Raw genomic sequence first — 19,323 nt, forward strand, 5'->3', positions numbered from 1 at the left:
GTTCATTGAATGTCTGTTATTGGCTTCAATCCTGATTGCCCGTTTGTGACCGAGAGCGCTAGTTGGCCAGAATTTGTGATGGCTGTGTAGATCTGCCTCAGATTGCGCCGCTGCTCCGCGATTTTGTTGCCTCGACTCCTAGCCAGTTAGCCAGCTTCTCGACATAGGGATCGATTCACTGTGTTGCGAGCCAAGCCTGTACGCCTGCAGTTGCAAGGCCGTGGGTTATGCGATCTCCCGGCGCATCGACACGCCACTGGCATTAGCGGCCCTGCGTCTGCTTGGTGCGCCGGCTGCAGTCGGCCTTTGGACATTGCACCTCGACCCTCGACGCTCTAGGCCACCTCGTTTGTCATAGAGACGCGCGCGACACGTTGGAATGGGCTTCCATCCGGAAGTTGGCCGCTCGCAGTCACTCGGACGGTATGTGAACCCCTAACGGTGGCGAGCAACAGTTCGCCACGATGAACGCCAGCGCTGATTTCGCTTGTAACGGCGGGATACTGCCTTCTTGGAAGGATGTCCACGGCACCAAGCTTTTGGCGATGCAGAATGGCTAGGCGCGCAACAGGGTCGGCAAGTAAATCTGCAGGGCCTGCAAGACTGGCTAGTTCTGCAGCGTAGGCCTTCAATGCCTCCTGCACCGAAACCACTGGCGACTCGCAAACTGCATCAACACGGATATCGCGCAGTGGTACCCCGTTGTGGACAACGGTCGTCCTGAACGCCACCGTGTCACCGGTCTCGAACGTCACCTTGAGTTGAGCGGACGTGCTCGGCTCGAACCCGCCTGCTACCGAGTCCAGGATACCGGTCTGACCCGCCCAAAGCCCCAGTTGCCAGTTCCCCGCGACCGGATTGGGGACCGTCAATACCGCAAATCCCGGCCCGACGGCAACATTCGATGGGGTAACCAAGGTACCGGATGGGTTCCTCACCGAGATATTGATCTGAGGCCCTGCTGGCGTCCCCGATGTGTATGTGACACCCGTATTGAGCCAACTGAGCGAGAACTTGGCCTGGGCATTTCCGCTGGTAACAGGCACGCTGAGCTGTTTGAAGCTGTAGGTCTGCATCTGTTGCGGCTGATTCATGGCGACACTGGCAACACCAGTTGTCTGAACAATCGAGTTGTAGATATCAGCCAGGTCCCAGGCAGTCGGCGCGTAGTGGTACTGGGCGTTGGTGCGTGTGGCGATTTGCTGCAGCGTGGCAGTCCCTGAGCTGGGGCCAAGGGCAATGGTGTGGATGGGGATGTCGGTCGGCAGGTTGTTGAGCGGATCGCCTCCGTCATTCCAGATGCCATCCGAGAGCAACACGATGGCACGCGGTACCGCCGAGGACGCCAGCATGCCGTGGGCAGAGGCAATGGCGGCGGTCATGTTGGTCATGTTCACGGTGCGCTGGCTCTGGATCGCTTGCACGGCCTGATTCTGAACCGGCTGCCCGGAGATGGCTACCATCTGGCTAGCCCCTGAGGTCGGAAAGAATATCCACGAGTTGTCAGAAAACCCCACCATGCCCAGGCTGTCGCCTGTGTTCATGATGTTGACGAAAGTCCCGACGTCGGTCTGCGCCGGCTGGAAGTAGCTGTACTGGCGCATACTGTCCGAACAGTCCAGTGTGAGCACGATGTTTGCGTTGGGCATGACTTGTCTCCTGGAGTGATTACTGTGCGTCGCGCGCTTGCCAGACCTTGGCCGCAGCATGGGCCTGCCATTGACCATCAACATAGGCCACCGCTGCTAGCGGCCCGCCGTTGTTGCCGCGCTGGAAGTAGTCGACAGCAATGAAGTTCGGCAGACGATTTGCAAACTGACTGCACTCACTGACCTTAGAAGTGATGCTGTAGTAGTCGTTCTGGGTGCTGTAGTGGAACGGGTACCAGATCGCATGCGACACAGACCAGTCGACGAAATAGTTCATGATGAACAGTGCGCGGGTCGTGTCGTTCAACGGACGGGATTCACGCCGTGGATTGCAACCGGCGTCGATGCCCTGATTGCCGAATTGATTCTCTACTGCATATGCATACAAGTCCGGTATGCCGTCGCCGACAACGCGGTGTTGTGACAGCACCACTAGGCGCTTGCCTGCGTTGACCATCCACTCCAGGGTTGGCCAACCCTGATTTGCCACATTCCAGGTACCGTTGGGGCCAGTGTTGGGCCGGTCTGCCCAAAAGATCATGTCCCATACACCGCCTGCCTTCAGAGACTGTTGCATCAATGTCGCGTTGTTGACCTGGCTTTCCAGAAACAAGGTGACAACCTCGTTCGGATTGGCAACTAGCCACTGTCTGATTTCATCCAGGCCATTGGCGAACGTGCGCAGTGCCGTGAATCCACCGGGGAACAGGGCCAGGGCCGTCCGATCCAGATTCTCGTGGATGAAGTAAATGTCCTGCGCGGCAGTAATGGTCGGGCCGCACTGCCGAACTACCCATGGCGCCTCGTCGAGCCATTGCCAAGCACATTGGGTAATGCCGACATCCAGCATCATGGCGCGCACACCGGCATTCAACTGATCAGTCAGGTTGTAGCTTTGCTGCGCATACAGCCAGCCATCGGCGGAGGTGGCGTAAGCGTTGTGCGCACACAGGAAGCAGCACTGGTCGTAGCGGCGCTGCAGGTTCTGTACAGCCGGAGCCTTGTTGAGGACCGGACTCATGAACGCGACGGACAGCCCTGCATAGGACCAGAGTGCTGTCCCGTTCTTCGACTCCAGGGCGTACAGCTTGGAATCCCCGCCGGTGAACACAATAAGCTCATCATCGATGAGAGGTGCCTGCTGGATGCCGCCTGCGACGGGTGTGCTCCACGCGGATGTGAAGGTCCAGTTGCCTTGGGAATCTATCTGAAACTGTATGGCATAGAAGGTGCCCTGCAGGCCATTGGCGACCAAGTAGACGCGATCATTCGATACTAGGAAGCCCCGAATCATGCCGGACTTGGCGATGGTCCAAACCCGCGCACCTGTCGTAGCGTTGAGGGCCACGAGTTGTCCGCTATCAGTACCGAACACCACCAGGCCACCCACGATCTGAGGCGTTGTGTAGATGGGCAGTCCAAACGATTGCGCCGGGAAAATAGCTTGGCCCGTATCGACGTGCAGGGCCTCAAAGACGCCGTCGGTGCGACCAAAGTAGATGAAGTTCTGCCAGATCGTGGGGGCGAATTTGATGGAGGCGCTGGTCTGATGAAACCACTTCTGTCGAGCGACAGTCATGTCGTAGGCGTATACGCCTTGTGCCGTCGCCACGTAGGCAACGTTGTTGATGACCTGCAGGGCGAACACCGTGGTGGAGCCAGCAGGCGGGCTGAACACAGTCTGCGAGGAGGCGAGCGCGCCTGTCAGCTTATTCAGTCCATAGAGAACGCCATTCTCGGCAACAACATAGACAATCGACCCCACTACACAGGGTGAAACATCCACTGCAGCTGGAATGTCGGTGGACCAAATCTGCGTGCCGGTTTGTCCATTGCGGGCTTGAACCAACCCAGGGTTCCCGTTGCCGGACAAGTAAACCGTTCCGTTGACGATCGCAGGCGTGGCACTCACATATCCATGAGGCAGTTTGGCAGTCCAGAGTTGCGCTCCGGTCTGATTCGACACGCCGTAGACATTACCGCGGATGTCACCGTAGACGATGGCACGGGCGGCCAGAGGTGTCGGCTTTCCAAAGTCGACGGCAAGATCATCCATGTACATGTCGTTGTCGAGGGGGATGTTCGGCAACGGTTCAAGGGTGATCTCGAATTTGCACTTCTGAGCCCCAAACGTGACGGGCTCGTTGATGATGATCCGGCACCAGGCGCCGGAGAAGGGTGGTGTGCCAATCTTGTCGGCCACCATGTTGCCGTCGAAGAAGACCTTGTAGCCAATCTTGCCATCAGAACGGCCCATGTAACAGGCAAAGGTAACAGTGATGTTCTTGGCAGTGGGGGGCACCGGCAACTCGCGGCTCCAGAGCGTCGGTGCACCAAACGGTGGGCGCTGAACGAACAACGCGCTGTAGATGCCATTGGCGGCGCGGGTGTTGGACTGCTCCACATAGGTGAAGAGGTCCATGGAGGACCAATCCAACCAGGGTATGCAACGCAGGAAGTACAGAATGCCGCAGGTGTCTTCGAAGCTCGTGAAGTAAGTGAGTGGCGCGGGATCATTTGCCGCTTCGACGGCGCAGGAAATGGCATTGGCCCCGCCCTGTTCGCCGCACCACAACTTCAGATTGATGGTGTCGCCGCCAAACTGGACTTGGCCGATGTAAAACGGCACCACGCCCGCAGGCCAACTGCCGCCAGATCCGTTGGAGATCCACGCCAAGTTGTGGCTGCCGGCCGAAAGACTGAAGGCCGGCACCGTCACCCAAGCGGGTTGCGAGGCACCTGAGCTTGAAAGGCGTGTGCCCGGGATTTCGACACCGTTGTCGGTGATCCAGATAGACACCGCACCGACTGGAGCGGCCGGCACCAATGCTATGTAGACCACTTGCATTGCCGCCGGGAGCATAGCCGGTAATGGCAGAGGCATAGTGGGGGTCAGACATAGAGTGTCTTCACCCTGATACAGCACGGAGTCAGATATGGAGCATGCTGCGCTCATGGAGTTCTCCTTTGCTCTTTTCAAGAACATAGCGACGTCCCGATGCCCCCTCCCCAATTTTCAGTAGCACTGGGCTTTGGAGTCTTGCGTTAGATTAACAGGCGAGTGTCCTCAGTGCGCCCCCCCAAAAGGGTCATCGATCGACCAATGTGTGGTCTAGTGAAACGTCCGCCTCTGGCCGACAACGTGTAGGTACTCAGGTTTTCTTGAATGAATGCTTTGTCGCCCTCACCCTGCGCTTAGTGCTTATTTGCGTACGCATTGCTCGCTTGCCTCCGCATCACTCCATGTCATCTCACGCCTCTCTACGCAGTCTTTCCGATAGCAACTACGCAGCCGCCTGGGCAAATTTTGGGATATCGAATGGCGAGGCGATACCCCCCGAATGGGTCATTAAGAGATAGCTTTTGTGGTGGATTCAACCGGGCGATGCAACACACAAACCATCGCACAGCCGTGTTCCAACGCGCGAGGTCCAGTTAAGGCTGGTGGGCGTCATTCGCCTCAGGCAACCCGATCGCCCACTCTGATCAGTATCGGCCATTCGATGGACAGCGGACTTCTATGCTTGGCTGGGGTTGGTTGATACTCCACGCCTATGGACATGGACTTTCGGCACATCCGCGCTACGCCGCTCAGCCAGCGGGACTCTTTTGAAGCGCTGGCAACCTACCTGTTCCAGCGGAACAACCTTCCGGGGGAGGGATCGACCTTTACGCACCTCCGCGGTGATGGTGGGGACGGAGGTGTGGAGGCGTACTTCACCGACGCCGCGGGGTACATCCACGGTCTCCAGGCGAAGTTCTTCTTCAAACTCGGCTCCTCGGAACAGGTACAGTGTGTAGATCTGCTTCAGATTGCGCCGCTGTTTCCGAGATTTTGTTGCCTCGATTCCTAGCCAGTTGGCCAGCTTCTCGGCATAGGGATCGAGCTTGCTTGGGCTGACCCGCCTTGCGTAGGTGGGCTCGGTCTCATCGGACCGCAGGTACTTCTTCACTGTGTTGCGAGCCAGGCCTGTGCGCCTGGAGATCTCGCGAATGGACATCTGTTCTCGCAGTGCCCAACGCCTGATGACATTCAATGTCGCCACGTCTATCACTCCAAATTTCCCCCCGCGTTTAAAGCTCGGAGGGTAGGGTCTACGTGGGTCAACTTTGGATGGAAATTACTGCTCCAAGTGGGTCAGATTTCGGCGGAATTCAACACTCAGCATACAAGTTGTCGACCATCGATGGTTTTGCGATGCGGTTAGCGGCAAAGTTTCCGCTTCGTGCGGGACTGAACGCGCGCGTTCTCGAACTGGCCAACCCGAACGCCGACTACCCGGCCATCAGAGTCGCTGTACAAGAAATCCTACAGGCAGGTCACATCAGTGATCCCATAGCCTCGACATATTCACGCTTGCTAGTGGACGAATATCAGGACTGCAACATCGCGCAGCACGCCATCGTCTGTTACATCGCGCAGACGCTGCCCACCTGCATTCTGGGTGATCCAATGCAGGCGATATTCGGCTTCCGCGACCCACTGGTCCACTGGGAGCGTGAGGCTCAGGCAGCGTTCCCACCCATCGGCGCACTGCAAACCCCTTGGCGATGGCGCCTCGCAGGAATGGATGCACTGGGAGCCTGGCTACTTCAGGCCAGAACATCATTGCAGGCAGGTCAACCTGTGGACCTGCGTGGAGCGCCAGACGGCGTCCAGTGGGTTCAACTGACCCCAGGCACGGAAGTGCAGCAGCGACTGGTGGCTGCCCGGATGGAAGCACCAAACCGAGACGGCCGCGTTCTGGTGATTGGTGACTCTATGAATGTCAACGGTCGTCATCAGCTCGCCATGCAGACGCCCGGTGCCACTTCCGTCGAGGCGGTTGACCTGAAGGACCTGGTGAACTTCGCGCGCCAGTTCGACTTAGCAAGCCCCAACGCGCTGCGACTGCTCGTCGAGTTCGCGACTTCACTGATGACCGAGGTGGGGACTTCCAACTTATTTGCGCGGGTAGAAACGATACGAAGCGGCCGGTCCCGTACTCCCGCGACGCCTGCGGAAGCTGCAGCGGTGGCGTTCATGGTGACTCCCAGCTACACGACCTCGATTGACCTGCTCCAATCCCTCGCGGATCAACGCGGTGCGCGTGTCTACCGGCCCGAAGTACTGCACTGCTGTATCTCAGCGCTGAGAGCAGCCGGAGGCGAAGGAGAGTTCATCCGCGCGGCGATGCAGGCCCGCGAACGAAACCGCCATCTGAGTCGGCCACTGGGCCGGCGCGCCGTTGGAAGCACGCTTCTTCTGAAAGGGCTGGAGGCTGACGTCGTGATCATTCTTGAGCCCGAGCGCATGACTGCACAACACCTCTATGTGGCTCTAACGCGAGGCGCAAGGCGAGTCGTGGTTTGCTCCTCGACGCCTTTGCTAACGCCCATAGCGGGTCGCTAGCGAACACTCATTCAACAACTGAGCTCACCCTCTCAATGGTGATCTTCTGCCTTCGACGACCGCTCCACGCTAAAAATCGGACGTGAGCTACCGGACACCGAGCTTTTGCTCCCGCTGCGAAGCGGTCCTTGAAAAAAGCTTCCTGGAGCCTCCTCAAAACCCAGGGCACTCCAGATGGCCATGATCTGCTCTGATGACTCAATGTATCCCACAGAATTTTGTGTCTAGAATTCCCCGAGCACAAGGGAGATTCAGATTGATCGAGTTGTTCGAAAGAGCACGAAGGAAACTACGATACCTCGACCTGAGATGGTCAGGCAGTGCGCAAGTGACCATCCGAGTCGTCGAATGTCCAGGCCGATGGATGCCACAGGCCGACATCGAGAACCTGCTGACCGACATGCGCTCAGTGGTTTCTCGCAGTCTTGATCAAAGCCTGGACTATGGCGTGTTGTCGGGTGATCCTGAACGCCTTCGCCAGGCTATTGTCACGATCCTCTACGATAGAAAGGACGGACAACCGGTTGCCTTCAACGCTTTGTCGTTGATGCCGCTTGAACTGCGAGGCCAGCCCGTAGAAGCCGTGCACCTCGGCTTGGTCATGGTGGATCCACGGTACCGGACTCAGGGACTGTCCTGGATTCTTTACGGTCTCACTTGCGTTCTGCTTTTCGTTCGGAGGGGCATGCGCCCTTTGTGGCTCAGCAATGTGACCCAGGTTCCATCCATTGTCGGAAAGGTCGCGGAAGCCTTTCCGAGTGCATACCCCAATCCATTTTCGGAATCGCGCCGCAGTTATGACCACCTGAGCATTGCACGGCAGATCATGCAGCAACAACGCCACGTGTTCGGCGTGGGACCCGAAGCCGGATTCGACGAGCAGCGCTTCGTCATCGCCAATGCCTACACGGGTGGATCAGACAACCTGATGAAGACGTGGGACCAAGCCCCCAAGCATCGTGACGAGCGTGCAAATGCGCTCTGTCTGACCGAACTCGACTACAACCGAGGCGACGATTTCCTGCAGATTGCCCGCTTGGACCTGCCCAATGCGCGGGGCTTTCTTCTCAAAGAGGTTCCACGCAGATCTCTGCCCGCTATCGTGTATCGCCTGCTTTTCCTGTCACTGGGGTACGGAGTGCTTCCACTCCTGTACTGGCTCACACCATCACAGGCGATGGGGGAACTCCGGCCACGGTCGTCGCAGCATGGGAAAACAAAATGAACACAGCTTTCAGTTATGCAGACTTCACTCAGCGCAACATCGGTTTCGTGACCGAGCGCCAACAACAGGAACTCAAAGCCTCGCGAGTCTTCGTGTGCGGTGCGGGCGGCATGGGCGGTGCATGCCTGCAGTCCCTGGTCCGTGCTGGCGTCGGCGCCGTGGCTGTGGCTGACTTCGACACGTTCGAGGTCTCCAACATGAACCGGCAGGTTTTCGCGAATCTACGCACGGTCGGAATGGGCAAGCTCGAAGCCACCGTCGCTAGCCTGAAAGAGATCAATCCCGAACTGATCATCGAACCACTGGGACAGGAATGGGTAAATCAGTTGGATGATCTGCTGACCCGCTACAAGATCGTCGTCAATGGCATGGACGACGTGCAAGCCGGCATCGTGCTCTATCGCAAAGCCCGCGAGCACGGTGCGACGGTCATCGACGCTTACACCTCGCCTCTGCCGTCCGTGGTCGTCGTGAGGCCGCAGGATCCCAGGCCCGAGGAACGACTGCGCTTCCCGACCGCGAATCGGCAGGACACTCAACTCACGGCTGCCGAACGTGCGCAATGCGTGGGACAGGAAATCGAGTACGTGATGGTCCACTCAAGTTCCGCACGGCACATTGAGATAGAGATTGCACGGGATCTGCTCACAGGAAAACGCAAGCGCATGTCCTTTGCCCCGATGGTCATCACCACCGGGAACCTGATGAGTTTCGAAGCAATCAAGCTGATTCTGGGTCGCGAACCACTTGCGGATTGGCGCGGCTACTTCTTCAACCCGTGGACGATGCGGATAGAACGCCCGCGCAGCAAACCCATGGCTTGGGCACTTGGCTGGTTGGTACGACGTTTCCTCGCACGGATGCAACGTGGTTGATCCGATCTACAGCGATGTCGCGGTGACCTGGATCGGTGCCGCAGGCTGCGCCGTCTACGCACACTTCCTCTGGCAGATTCGCCAAAGCAGCTCGCTCGCACGCGGGGCGCTGTTCCTGTTCATGCTGCTTGGGCTGCTATTGCTGATCCGCGGGTTCTTCTGGATGATGCCGGATTCGATGGCCCTGGGACGCACCGTACTCGGTGTGGCGACGTTGTTGCCAGTGGCGGTGACGATCTTCTCCGAGCACTTGTTGCGCAGACATCATCCACTCAGCCTGAAACTGAGTGCGCTCGCCGTGAGCGCCGTGTTCTTTGTTGTCAACCTCGTTGCCGATCTTCCGGTCAACCTGCCTTTGCTGATCGCTTTCCTGTGCTGCTTTCTGGTCGTTCTGGCCTGGAACGGTTGGCAGTTGATCCGACACCAGCACAGCGAACTGCCCCGGCACGAAATCGACATCGCCCTGGCCACCGCCCTGGTCGTCTTGCTGTCCCTGCCATTGGTCATGACGGATTTCCGGGAGGAGGTAGACGTCGGCCCGCTGCGCCTGGGTGCGCTCGGCCCCTTGCTCCTCGTGCACGTCCTGTTGCACCTCACTCATACCGGAAACGCAGTCATCCAAGCGTTGCTGCGACTGGCGACTTTGGGTGCCGCGGCCGCCACACTCTCCTTCGTCTTCGGCTTGACGGCTGTAGGCTTCGGTCCTCCGCTCCCAACCACATGGTTGGGCGGTCTGCCGGTAGCGACCGCCTGGGTTTTGCTGGCTTCCAGCATCGTGCAAGCCCGGCGGCTGCAATCCGAAGTGCAAAGTCAGAATTTCCTGCACTGGTTGTTGCACGCCCGCATGGACAGCATCGACGGCTTTCTGGTGTCTTTGCGACAGCTGCCGTTGACCGGAGAAAGTATCGTCCTGCGAGCACCTGACCTGACAGCCTATGACATGGGACGGATGCTTACCGTCTCGGCCGAACGGGAGGTCCCGATGAGCGTTGGCGAAGCGCGCAAGTGGATCAGCGCAGCGGGCGATCGGCTTGATGCCGCGGAGCAGTGGCTGGATCTGTTTAAACGCCACGACATGACACACGCGCTGATCGTTTCGCGAGATCCCGCTCTGCTCATTCTGCTCAACCTGCCACAGAGCGGCAGCCTGATCGCCAACGAAATTCGCGCGGGCGTCATCCAGCGAGTCGCTCAGCGGATTTCGAAGGAAAACTCTCATGTCCATTGAATTACGCGAAGGAGACTTCGACGCCTTTTTCGAGGCTCCTTTCGCGTGCTATGGCACGCAAGGAATCGCCGTTTCTCCCATGCGCGAGGACTTGCGTCGCGCCCTGAACGCCGAGAAGAACCCGCTGTTTCGCGATCATGCACGCAGAACCTGGTTCACCGCGCATCGAGACGGACGCATCGTCGGTCGAGTGCTCGCGCACATCCATGATGCGTCGAACCAGTTGCACGGACTGCAGCGTGGCTACTTCGGCTGCCTGGACTGCATCGACGACTTGGAAGTCGCACGTAGCCTGCTTGACGCCGCCAGCCAGTGGCTGCGCCTGCGCGGCTGCACCGAGATTGCCGGAGGCTTCAATCTCACCATCACCCAGATGATTGGGGTGGTCGCCGAGGGTTTCGAGCATGCCCCCTACACCTACCAGGACTATTCGCCACCGCATATCGCGAAACTGCTCGAATCGCTCGGATACCAGCGGTTTTTCCCCATGACGACCTTCGAAGCGGACCTCCGCGAGTTCGATCCGGAAAGCCTACTGGGCGACAAACAGCGTGCCTTGCTCGGTAACGGTCGCTGGACGTGGGAACGTATTCGCAGACGCGGCTTGAATGATGTCCTGCGCGATGCATGCGCGGTACTCAATGATGGGTTTCGTGACAACCCAATGTTCGTCCCCCTCACGCAAGAGGAGTTCCTCTACCCCTGCGAGGGCATGATGTGGGTGATTGACGAGCATATTTCCATGGTGGCTCGGGAGAATGGACGGCCCGTAGGTGTTCTGCTCTGCATCCCTGACCTCAACCCTTTCCTGCGCGCCACACGCTCACGCATGGGCCTTTCGACGCTTTGGCATTTGCTGAAGCTCAAATTGTTTCGCCGTCGCGCGTCCCTCATCTTCTTTTCCGTCTGCCGCAGTCATCACGGGCTGGGGATCAACGGCGTCCTTCTGCACAAAGTGACCTCCGCGCTCAAGAGCCGCGGGTACACACACCTGGGCTTGAGTTGGGTCTCGGATGCCAATGTGGCGAGCCACAGGCAAATGCAGAAACTCGGCGCGAAAGTCTTACACCGCCTGTATCTGTATCGAAAGGCACTGGCATGAGCGGAGGGCTGAATCCAGGACAGATCACTCGCCTCGTCGAGGCCGCCGCACTGGCGCCGTCTCCGCACAATATCCAACCCGCCCGCTGGAGGTTTACCGTTGACGGACGCGTGGAACTGCACGAAGACACGACACGCTGGCTGAGCGTTGGTGACCCGACCGGTAGAGACAACGCACTGGCGTTGGGTGCGGCCTGGGAGGGCATGGCGCTGGCGCTCTCGACACAAGGTCTTGGGCTGGCTGAAGAGCGCCTGGAGAACTTGATCTGGCCATCCCGGAGCCCGGCCAGAGTTCGACAGGTTGCCAGCGCCCGCATCGTTTCCGGCGTCCGGCCTGATGTCTTAGCGGAAGCCGTGAGACGGCGGCAATCCTTTCGTGGCATTTTCCCTGTCTCCGGTGAAACCGAAAAATCAGCGTTGCGCGAACTGGGCAAAGGCCATTACGCGCTGATCGTCGACGAACCCATACACCTCGCAAAGATTGCCATGTGGCACGACAGCGCAGCGGCGCACGGAATGCGCAATCCCCGGTTCGCCGAAGAATTGTTCCGCTGGATGCGCTTCTCCGCCGACGATCAGAACTGGTCGCGCGATGGACTCAGCACCGACTGCATGGCACTTTCCCGGTTCGAAGCGGCGGCCGCCCGCCTCGCACTTCGACCTCGGATGGTCCGTCTGCTGTGCGCGCTGTCGTTGGAAGGCTTGCTCGTTTCGGAAGCAACCAAAGTGCACAGCGCCGCTGGCGTCGTGCTGCTGCACGAAGCCGAAGACCGCTCCTGGTTCGATGCAGGCCGCGCCTTCTACAGATTCTGGCTGGACCTCACCCGCGCCGGACTATGCGCCGTGCCCATGTCGGCGCTCGCCGATTCCGAACAGCACACCGCCTTGCTGCGCGAGGCCTTTCCTTTGCCACCGGGGCAGCGACTGGTGGCCAGTCTGCGTGCGGGCAAGATGCCTGCTACGCGCATACCACGCAGTGCCCGACTAGGAGCGGCAGAACTCATGCTGCCGCCCCAGGCTTAAAGCAGCTTCAGATACTCCAGCAGCGCATCCTTCTGTTCTTCCGACATGTCGTCGAATTCCCGTTCGTGCCCCTTGTTGCTACGCCCCGGCCCCATCGTGTCATAGGGTACTGGGGTCGACCAGGGCTGATACCCCATGGGATAGGCGATGCCAACCCGCTGGAAATCCAGCGCGTGCCCACCCACGTCGAAGCGGTCCGGCCGCTCCGACGGATGCATGAAGTGCCAGAGCGTCGGTACCGAGCCGTTGTGCATATAAGGCGCGGACGCCCACAGACCATTGAGGATGGGCGCAACATAGCCTCGCGCATTGGCTGCATTGAGCTTTCTGGCCACGGGAGTCCGATTGAGCGCTCGCACGGTTTCGTCGGTGATGGCTTGCCAGCGTGCGGGATCGGAACCGATGCGATGCTGTGGAACAAGGCGGTTCGGATAGGACTGCAGCCTTGGCTTGTCGATACCTGCCGAATAGCTGCCATGGCACGACGCACACTTGGCCGCATAAATACTGCTGCCCCGTTGAGCCCTCGCTGAATCCACGGGGCCGGGGAACGGCGGTGGCTGGTACGCATGAATGAAATCGAGAATCTCTCGGACCGGTCTGACCTGCTTCTCGGAGGCATCCGGCTTGATGCCCATGGTAGGAACGAGGAAGAAGGCAACGATGCTAGCGAGCCGGTCAGCATCCCGCCCATCGGTTTGGCCCGCCGTTCGCTCGACAAAGCGGGCATTCGCCTGGAGCGCATACAAACCGTCATACAGAAGAGAAGTTCTCAACGCACGGTCGGAGATATCGGGGATGGAGGTATAGCCGTGTTCACCCTGCACGGCGACCAGGTCAGGGCGGGCCTTCAACCGCATCTTCAGAGCCGCGACGCCATTGGTCGACCCTACGCCTCCGTGATCAAAGGCAACGAGGATTTCATTTGGATCGTTCATCCGCTTGGTGATCTGTGGCACCACGTATCTCCGGATGGTCTCGATCTCAACCGCGTCAACGCCGGGAAAGATCTTTGGAATCGTGGCCATGAGCTCATCAGGACGGTTCTTCACGTAGTTCAGGCTGGCCAGAATCGAACCCAAATAGCCGTCAAGATCGCGTGAAGTATTGGGTGCGCCAAGCCAGATCCGCCCCGTAGGTTTGCCTCGTGAGTCGTAACTCATGCTCGCGTGGCATGCCGCGCAACCCATATTCGCCACTTCCAAACGGATGCGGGGAATGCGCTTGTCGATGTAGCCCGAAACCAACCCCACCGGCTTGTCGAACACCGGTTGCGCCTCTGTAGACCAGTTGTCGATGCCCGTCGCGTTGATCCAACCATTGCGCTGGAACAGTCCCGGCAAGGCTTTTGCATCGAGAGGCGTCCCCTCGCGCGCAGCACTCTCCATCAACATAGCCGTCGCGACGACCTTCCAAGGCATGGCATTGGTCTCGAGGGTGTCGGTATTCAGCCCTCCCAGATCGTCGAACAGAAACCGGGACATGGCCAAAGTCATGCGATCTGGCCGAGCCTGCTCAATCTCGACCATGCGGTCGGAGCGAGCCTCGGCGTAGGTTCCCAGCTTGCAACCCGCCAGTAGGGCAGCAGCCATCAATGAGAGAAGCAATCTATTGATTGGTAAATTCAATTGCTTTCCTCTTACTAAATCGCTTCCGGATGGAGATCAACGAAACTTGGCTATTAGCATAGCCTGAATAGGAGCAGGTCAAAGGGCCGCCAAATATGGCGTTCCGCAGAGGCCCGCGTTGATTCTGCTGTCATGTGGTCGCGGAGTAGTGCGTGAGGTAACTGCCACAGGGACGCATCCGGTGGAACAGTTATGCTTCCTCTTGCGGAATATTTATGGTTCCAGCGACAGATGTTGTCGCTGGAACCATAAATGTTCCGCTTCGGAACGCTTATGCTTCTTTTTGGGCCGGAACGGTTTTGCTTCCGGCGATTTTGGTCCTTTGCCAAAATCCGCTGACCGGCATCGCATGCGCTGCGTCAGACAGAAAATTCCTGTACTTCAATCGCTTAGGCGTTGATGCTCTTCCTGAGCGGGCTTTAAATGAAAAGGCCGTTTTTGAACGGCCTTTTCATCATTGAGAACACTCAAGTTCTTACTTGTCGGCAGGCGGGAAATCGAGCACGGTGTCATTGATCCGGTTGAACAGATTGGTGAACGTGATGCTCGTGATCGCCAGGACGATCTCGACGATTTGCGTATCCGTGAAGCCGGCGGATTTGATTTTTTCAACGGCCGTGGCTGATGCGGTTCCCGTCGTCGAAATCAGTTCCCGGGTGAAGCTTGCCAGCGCGTCCATGCGTTTGTCGCTCGACGGTGTGCCACGGCGGATGGCCAAAATGTCGTCTTTGCTCAGTCCCGTCTTTTTACCAATCAAGGTGTGCGCTGCGAGACAGTAGTCGCATTCGGCAGCCTGACTCACGACAAGCTTCACAACTTCGCCTTCCTTGGCGCCGAGGGTGCCTTTTTTCAGTGCCCCGTCAATGTTGAGGAGCGTTTCCAAAGCGACCGGGCTGTTGCTGCCGATATTGACATAAGCATTGGGAACGACACCGACAGCGGCCTTGATCCCTGCGTACAGCTGCGCGGCATGCCCGGTGGACTCGACGATAGCTTGGTTGAACAAGCGGCTCATGATGATTCCTTTGAAAGTAAGAGGGTGAGAAGCCGGCGGCCTTGAGGACCGCCGATATAGCGGTTGAAGTGATTGAGAAATGCTTACTCTGCGGACTTTTCGATCGCCGACACCAGACCGGGCACATCGGTCAGGAACGGGGTATGCCCGGTGTTCAGCGTGAACTGGAGGCGGACCGGCGTGGCTTCCACCATCTTCTGCTGCAGATAGGGGCTGACCACCTGGTCCTGCGCGGTATGGATGTAGGCCTTGTCCACCTTGCCAAAGCGTGCGGCAGTCACCTTGACCGGCGTGACGATCGGCACCAGCGGCTCATCGATGATCAGATCGGGCAGGACCTTGCGCAGACCTTCCGGCGCACCGTTGGCGAACAGGTCGGCGCGCGCGGCGTAGTTGACCGAGATCATGCCCTTGGCTTCATCGATATGAAGCGCCGGGCCGGCCTTGCTGTCACGATCCTGCTTGGCCAGGGACAGCATCGATTCGCCGTTCTGGGGCAGGAACGCAGCGAGATAGACAGCGGTTTTGATCTTCTCCGGCGCGGCTTCCGCCACATTGGTCACCGCGATGCCACCGAAGCTGTGGCCCACCAGCACCACCGGCTTCGACTCGCCGCTGATCGCTTTGAGCACCACGTCGCGATACACGTCATTGCTGACCAGGTTGGGGGCCATGGGTGCGCTGGGGCGACCCGGCAGGTTGACGTTGATGACGCGGTAGCCATCCGCTTGCAACTTGGCGCTGACGCGGTCCCAGACATGGGAATCCTCGAATGCGCCGTGCACAAGCGTAATCGCCGGCTTTTCTGCAGCCATTGCAGTTCCACCGAGCAAGGCGGCGGAAGCCAACATCAGAACGTTCAATGCTTTCATGACATACTCCTAAAAGAGGGTTAAAAAGATCGGAAGCACGGAACGAAGAATAGGACGCATGAGCATGATCAACCATCCCAAAGACACCGAAGTTCATGATCGATCGTCCGGCAATCAGTCTGACTATGGGATGGCCGCGACACGTGCCGACGTGCTCTCACAGGTCCTGACGTTGATACGACTGCGTGGAGAGCTCGTGTACTCGGCGCAATTGCGCGCACCCTGGGGCATTTCGTTTCCCAAAGGGCCGGCGCATTTCTATTTCGTTCAAGCAGGCACGATGTGGGTCAGGACGCCAGGGGCCCAACCGATAGCCGTCAAGCAGGGCGACATGCTCTTGCTCCCACACGGCACAGGCCATCTGATTTGCGACGATCCAGGTTCGTCATGGGCTGACATCGACAATCTCGTATCGAGCCATTTCGACCGCGACAAATCCGTGCTTGATTACGGTGGTGAGGGCGAAGCGGCCAAGCTTGTCGGTGGCCTGTTTCATTTCGAAGGGGGCTCGCTTGCGGCGCTCATGACGGCGTTGCCCTTGACCGTGCATATCCCAAGCGAGGGAGCAAAAACACCCGACTGGCTGCACGCACTGACGCACTTCCTGGTCAAGGAGTCATTGGAGGTCGAACCGGGATCTTCACTGATGATTTCGCGTTTGATCGACTTGCTGGTGATCCGCACCCTGCGCACGTGGGCGGCCAATCAGGAAAACCCCAGCAGTTGGGTCGGCGCATTGGGAGACGAGCGCATCGGTAGAGCATTGAATGCCATCCATGCCGCACCCTACGAATCTTGGACCGTGGAAGGACTGGCCAGTCTTGCGGCCATGTCGCGTTCAATTTTTGCGGAGCGCTTCTTGAGCAAGGTCGGCGAACCGCCTTTGCAATATGTCAAGCGTTTGAAACTGACGCTGGCCGCCGACATGCTGGCTGGCGGCATGCGCGTTACGCAAGCAGCAGCACATGTCGGCTACGCATCCGATGCGGCTTTCAGCCGCGCCTTCAAATCCCAGTTTGGGTATGCGCCTAGCGAAGTGGCTCAGCACCGTGTAACTTGATCCAGCCAGCTGCAGAGGTCTTGGACATCAACCGGCTTGAGTTCACTGACACTTGAGCAACTGAGAACTGCCTGTCTCTCAACGGGATTCCCCGAACGTCCCCCGGTTCAGCAGCACCGGATTCCCTTGTCTGGGCACCGGTATTCTCGGTATTGAGGCTCGCTCTTCTTGGCGCTGAGCGATCGCTATATGACCGCAATCAGACGTCTGAGGTTCCGAAGTGACAGCCCGCAATCGCCGCCAAGTCACTGCTCGGCCTTACTCCCCAACTGTCGGCGAAAGCTCAACCGCTGACCGCAGCTACCATTCGTCCATGACCCAAGACACCCAAGACCCGATACACGAAAGCCGCGTGTGGAGTGATGCGCAGTGGACCGCGCGCGTCATCAAGAACGATGATGACGATGGCTGGGCAGTGGCCATGTACCTGAATGGCGAAGCCGAGCCGGCCTTGGTCGGCCCCTGGACCATGGGACGCGACAAGAAGAACCCCAAGCCCTTGGACACCGCCGCTTTCAATACCTTGGTGAAAACCGCCAAGGAGGTGGTCCGCCGTTCCGAGCAGCAACGCCATGCCGAGCTCAACAAGAACATCACCGTGGCGGTTGAAGGGCGGCGCGTGCGGGTAGAACTGGCTATCGTGCCGGACGACGAGGGCGCCACCGCGACCCTGCGCGCCATGGACGAATTCGGCGAGGAGTCGGCCCGTGTTTCGGTCCCGCCCAGCTTCAAGCTGAACGTAGACAGCGCTCAGGCCTGGGTCACCTCCGGTTTCGCGAGGCCACGTTGATGCGCACCGCTGCCCCGGTCGCAAAGGAGCTTGCATGATCGACGGATTGGTTGCCGGTTGCCTGATGGGTGATGCCTCCCGGCGCGTCGACAAGATGGGCCGTTCCTACACCGTGGCCCGGGTGCTGGCCCGCAACCGGGACGACGAAGAGTTCATCGTCAACGTCATCGCCTTCGACGCGGCGTCCTGCACCGCCCTGCTCGCGCTCGGCGACGGCGAATCACTCAGTCTGGCGGGTTCGCTGACGCCCAAGGTATGGACCGACAAACAAGGCAACGCCCGCCCGAGCCTGGACATGGTGGCCACGCAGGTGCTGACGGCCTACCACGCGAACCCCAGACAGGCCTCGCCAGGAACGTCCGAATGCGGGCCATGAGGCGCTTCACGTTCAACAACCGGGCTCGTCAGGCCGCTCAGAGAAATCAGCCCTCCACATCCAGCGCCCAACGATCGCGTGAGGAGCGCCCCAGGAAATCAATCACGGCCTTGACCCGTGCGGCATTGCGCCGGCCAGGTGAGGCGACGGCATACAGGGTGTGCACCGTGCCCGAGGCGAAGGGCTCCAGCACCTCCACCAGGCTGCCGCGCGCCACGTCGGCCGAGGCCAAGGGCCTCGACAGCATGCCGATCCCCGCGCCGTTGACCAGGGCATGGTGCACCAGCGCCGAACTGCTGGCGGCCAGCCGGGCTTGGACGGTCAGTTCCAGCCGCTTGCCCTGTTGGCGGAAACCCCAGGTGACCGCGGGCCCTTGCGCGGTGTGCGTCACGGTCTGGTGCTGCTGCAACTCGGTGGGGTCGGCCGGCGTGCCGTGCTCCAGCAAATAGGCGGGCGAGGCGTAGAGACGCCGCTGGAACTTGCCCAACTCCCTGGCCACGACCAGTTCGCTGTTGCCCACCGTGGTGCGCAAAGCCACGTCGATGCCTTCCGTCACGAGGTCGGCCACCCGGTCATCGGCCAACAGTTCGATGCGCAATGCGGGGTGGCGCGCTTGCAGGTCTGACAGATGGGGCAGCACCAGCTCTTCGCAGATCTCCTGGCTGGAGGCCAGCCGCAAGGTGCCCGCCACGCGATGGCGCTGATCGGTCAGGGACACGGACAGGTCTTCCAGTCGGGCCAGCACCGCGCGAGCCTCTTGGGCGAGTTCAGCCCCTTCCGGGGTGACGGACAAGCCGTGCGTGGAGCGGCGCAGCAACTTGACGCCGTACCCCGCTTCCAGGCGGTCCACGCCCCGCGTCACCACGGAAACCACGACGTTCTGTTCGCGCGCGGCGGCCGAGAACGAACGCAGGTCCAGCGAGCGCACGAGCCAACGCAAATCCGAGGGGTCGGGCAGAAAGAGTTTCGTCATCAGGAAGATCAAGGAATCAGAGGATCAAAGGGCCCCGGGGGCCTTTGCGTCGTGAGCAAAAGCAATTATCACCACGGATGATTTCCGGTTGGCGATGCCGTTCCTACAGTGGAGCC

Annotated in this window: 15 protein-coding genes and 1 pseudogene; 9 read left to right on the forward strand and 7 right to left on the reverse strand. The window is 59.3% G+C overall.

Annotated features, from left to right (window positions below; genetic code table 11):
* Positions 1–335 precede the first annotated feature (335 nt).
* From DW355_RS16490 to DW355_RS16500, 3 genes and pseudogenes are all read right to left on the reverse strand, one after another.
* Complete coding sequence (locus DW355_RS16490; RefSeq protein ID WP_165493216.1) at positions 336–1,649, reverse strand: vWA domain-containing protein; 1,314 nt, start codon at positions 1,647–1,649, stop codon at positions 336–338.
* A gap of 19 nt (positions 1,650–1,668) precedes the next feature.
* Entirely contained in the window at positions 1,669–4,605 is a 2,937-nt protein-coding gene (locus DW355_RS16495) for a PQQ-binding-like beta-propeller repeat protein (protein ID WP_165493217.1), read from the reverse strand.
* Between the two features lie 841 nt (positions 4,606–5,446).
* Positions 5,447–5,704 (reverse strand): annotated as a pseudogene (locus DW355_RS16500) (IS21 family transposase); the annotation flags it as partial.
* Positions 5,705–5,823: 119 nt separating this feature from the next.
* Here DW355_RS16500 and DW355_RS16505 point away from each other — a divergent pair.
* The 6 genes from DW355_RS16505 to DW355_RS16530 all read left to right on the forward strand — a co-directional run bounded on the left by DW355_RS16505 (position 5,824) and on the right by DW355_RS16530 (position 12,493).
* Positions 5,824–7,041, forward strand: coding sequence for a UvrD-helicase domain-containing protein (locus DW355_RS16505; RefSeq protein ID WP_242671226.1), 1,218 nt, complete (start codon positions 5,824–5,826; stop codon positions 7,039–7,041).
* A gap of 364 nt (positions 7,042–7,405) precedes the next feature.
* Entirely contained in the window at positions 7,406–8,266 is an 861-nt protein-coding gene (locus DW355_RS16510; protein ID WP_242671227.1) for a hypothetical protein, read from the forward strand.
* Positions 8,263–9,141 carry a HesA/MoeB/ThiF family protein gene (locus tag DW355_RS16515; RefSeq protein WP_131281728.1) on the forward strand — a complete coding sequence of 293 codons (879 nt, stop codon included), beginning with the start codon at positions 8,263–8,265 and terminating at the stop codon, positions 9,139–9,141. Before DW355_RS16510 ends, DW355_RS16515 begins: the two co-directional genes overlap by 4 nt.
* The gene (locus tag DW355_RS16520) at positions 9,134–10,369 is read left to right on the forward strand and encodes a hypothetical protein (protein ID WP_131281730.1); all 1,236 of its coding nucleotides are present in this window, start codon (positions 9,134–9,136) and stop codon (positions 10,367–10,369) included. The genes DW355_RS16515 and DW355_RS16520 overlap by 8 nt, the downstream gene beginning before the upstream one ends.
* Positions 10,359–11,471, forward strand: a complete 1,113-nt coding sequence (locus DW355_RS16525) for a GNAT family N-acetyltransferase (protein ID WP_131281732.1) — start codon at positions 10,359–10,361, stop codon at positions 11,469–11,471. Before DW355_RS16520 ends, DW355_RS16525 begins: the two co-directional genes overlap by 11 nt.
* Positions 11,468–12,493, forward strand: coding sequence for a nitroreductase family protein (locus DW355_RS16530; protein ID WP_131281734.1), 1,026 nt, complete (start codon positions 11,468–11,470; stop codon positions 12,491–12,493). Before DW355_RS16525 ends, DW355_RS16530 begins: the two co-directional genes overlap by 4 nt.
* On the opposite strand, the gene DW355_RS16535 is transcribed toward DW355_RS16530, so the two are convergent.
* The 3 genes from DW355_RS16535 to DW355_RS16545 form a co-directional block, all read right to left on the reverse strand.
* Positions 12,490–14,121, reverse strand: a complete 1,632-nt coding sequence (locus DW355_RS16535) for a c-type cytochrome (RefSeq protein ID WP_131281735.1) — start codon at positions 14,119–14,121, stop codon at positions 12,490–12,492. The two genes, DW355_RS16530 and DW355_RS16535, sit on opposite strands and share 4 nt — an antisense overlap.
* 475 nt (positions 14,122–14,596) lie before the next feature.
* Positions 14,597–15,136 (reverse strand): carboxymuconolactone decarboxylase family protein, encoded by a 540-nt coding sequence (locus DW355_RS16540; RefSeq protein ID WP_131281737.1) that lies wholly within the window; start codon positions 15,134–15,136, stop codon positions 14,597–14,599.
* 83 nt (positions 15,137–15,219) lie between these two features.
* Positions 15,220–16,008 (reverse strand): alpha/beta fold hydrolase, encoded by a 789-nt coding sequence (locus DW355_RS16545; protein WP_131281738.1) that lies wholly within the window; start codon positions 16,006–16,008, stop codon positions 15,220–15,222.
* 58 nt (positions 16,009–16,066) lie between these two features.
* Here DW355_RS16545 and DW355_RS16550 point away from each other — a divergent pair, with 58 nt between their 5' ends.
* From DW355_RS16550 to DW355_RS16560, 3 genes are all read left to right on the forward strand, one after another.
* Positions 16,067–17,068, forward strand: coding sequence for an AraC family transcriptional regulator (locus DW355_RS16550; protein ID WP_131281740.1), 1,002 nt, complete (start codon positions 16,067–16,069; stop codon positions 17,066–17,068).
* Positions 17,069–17,381: 313 nt separating this feature from the next.
* Entirely contained in the window at positions 17,382–17,858 is a 477-nt protein-coding gene (locus DW355_RS16555; protein WP_131281741.1) for a hypothetical protein, read from the forward strand.
* Between the two features lie 34 nt (positions 17,859–17,892).
* Positions 17,893–18,234 (forward strand): single-stranded DNA-binding protein, encoded by a 342-nt coding sequence (locus tag DW355_RS16560; RefSeq protein WP_131281742.1) that lies wholly within the window; start codon positions 17,893–17,895, stop codon positions 18,232–18,234.
* 46 nt (positions 18,235–18,280) lie between these two features.
* Here the strand turns inward: DW355_RS16560 and DW355_RS16565 are convergent, their stop codons facing one another.
* Positions 18,281–19,207, reverse strand: coding sequence for a LysR family transcriptional regulator (locus DW355_RS16565; RefSeq protein ID WP_165493218.1), 927 nt, complete (start codon positions 19,205–19,207; stop codon positions 18,281–18,283).
* Positions 19,208–19,323: the final 116 nt, after the last annotated feature.

The sequence above is a fragment of the Hylemonella gracilis genome, from assembly GCF_004328645.1.
Lineage (GTDB): Bacteria > Pseudomonadota > Gammaproteobacteria > Burkholderiales > Burkholderiaceae_C > Hylemonella > Hylemonella gracilis_B.

Excerpts from the sequence above, each read along its gene's own strand:
- DW355_RS16490 (WP_165493216.1), bottom strand. The coding sequence starts at position 1,649 with ATGCCCAACGCAAACATCGTGCTCACACTGGACTGTTCGGACAGTATG.
- DW355_RS16495 (WP_165493217.1), bottom strand. The coding sequence starts at position 4,605 with ATGAGCGCAGCATGCTCCATATCTGACTCCGTGCTGTATCAGGGTGAA.
- DW355_RS16510 (WP_242671227.1), top strand. The coding sequence starts at position 7,406 with ATGCCACAGGCCGACATCGAGAACCTGCTGACCGACATGCGCTCAGTG.
- DW355_RS16515 (WP_131281728.1), top strand. The coding sequence starts at position 8,263 with ATGAACACAGCTTTCAGTTATGCAGACTTCACTCAGCGCAACATCGGT.
- DW355_RS16525 (WP_131281732.1), top strand. The coding sequence starts at position 10,359 with ATGTCCATTGAATTACGCGAAGGAGACTTCGACGCCTTTTTCGAGGCT.
- DW355_RS16530 (WP_131281734.1), top strand. The coding sequence starts at position 11,468 with ATGAGCGGAGGGCTGAATCCAGGACAGATCACTCGCCTCGTCGAGGCC.
- DW355_RS16540 (WP_131281737.1), bottom strand. The coding sequence starts at position 15,136 with ATGAGCCGCTTGTTCAACCAAGCTATCGTCGAGTCCACCGGGCATGCC.
- DW355_RS16545 (WP_131281738.1), bottom strand. The coding sequence starts at position 16,008 with ATGAAAGCATTGAACGTTCTGATGTTGGCTTCCGCCGCCTTGCTCGGT.
- DW355_RS16550 (WP_131281740.1), top strand. The coding sequence starts at position 16,067 with ATGAGCATGATCAACCATCCCAAAGACACCGAAGTTCATGATCGATCG.
- DW355_RS16555 (WP_131281741.1), top strand. The coding sequence starts at position 17,382 with ATGACCCAAGACACCCAAGACCCGATACACGAAAGCCGCGTGTGGAGT.
- DW355_RS16560 (WP_131281742.1), top strand. The coding sequence starts at position 17,893 with ATGATCGACGGATTGGTTGCCGGTTGCCTGATGGGTGATGCCTCCCGG.
- DW355_RS16565 (WP_165493218.1), bottom strand. The coding sequence starts at position 19,207 with ATGACGAAACTCTTTCTGCCCGACCCCTCGGATTTGCGTTGGCTCGTG.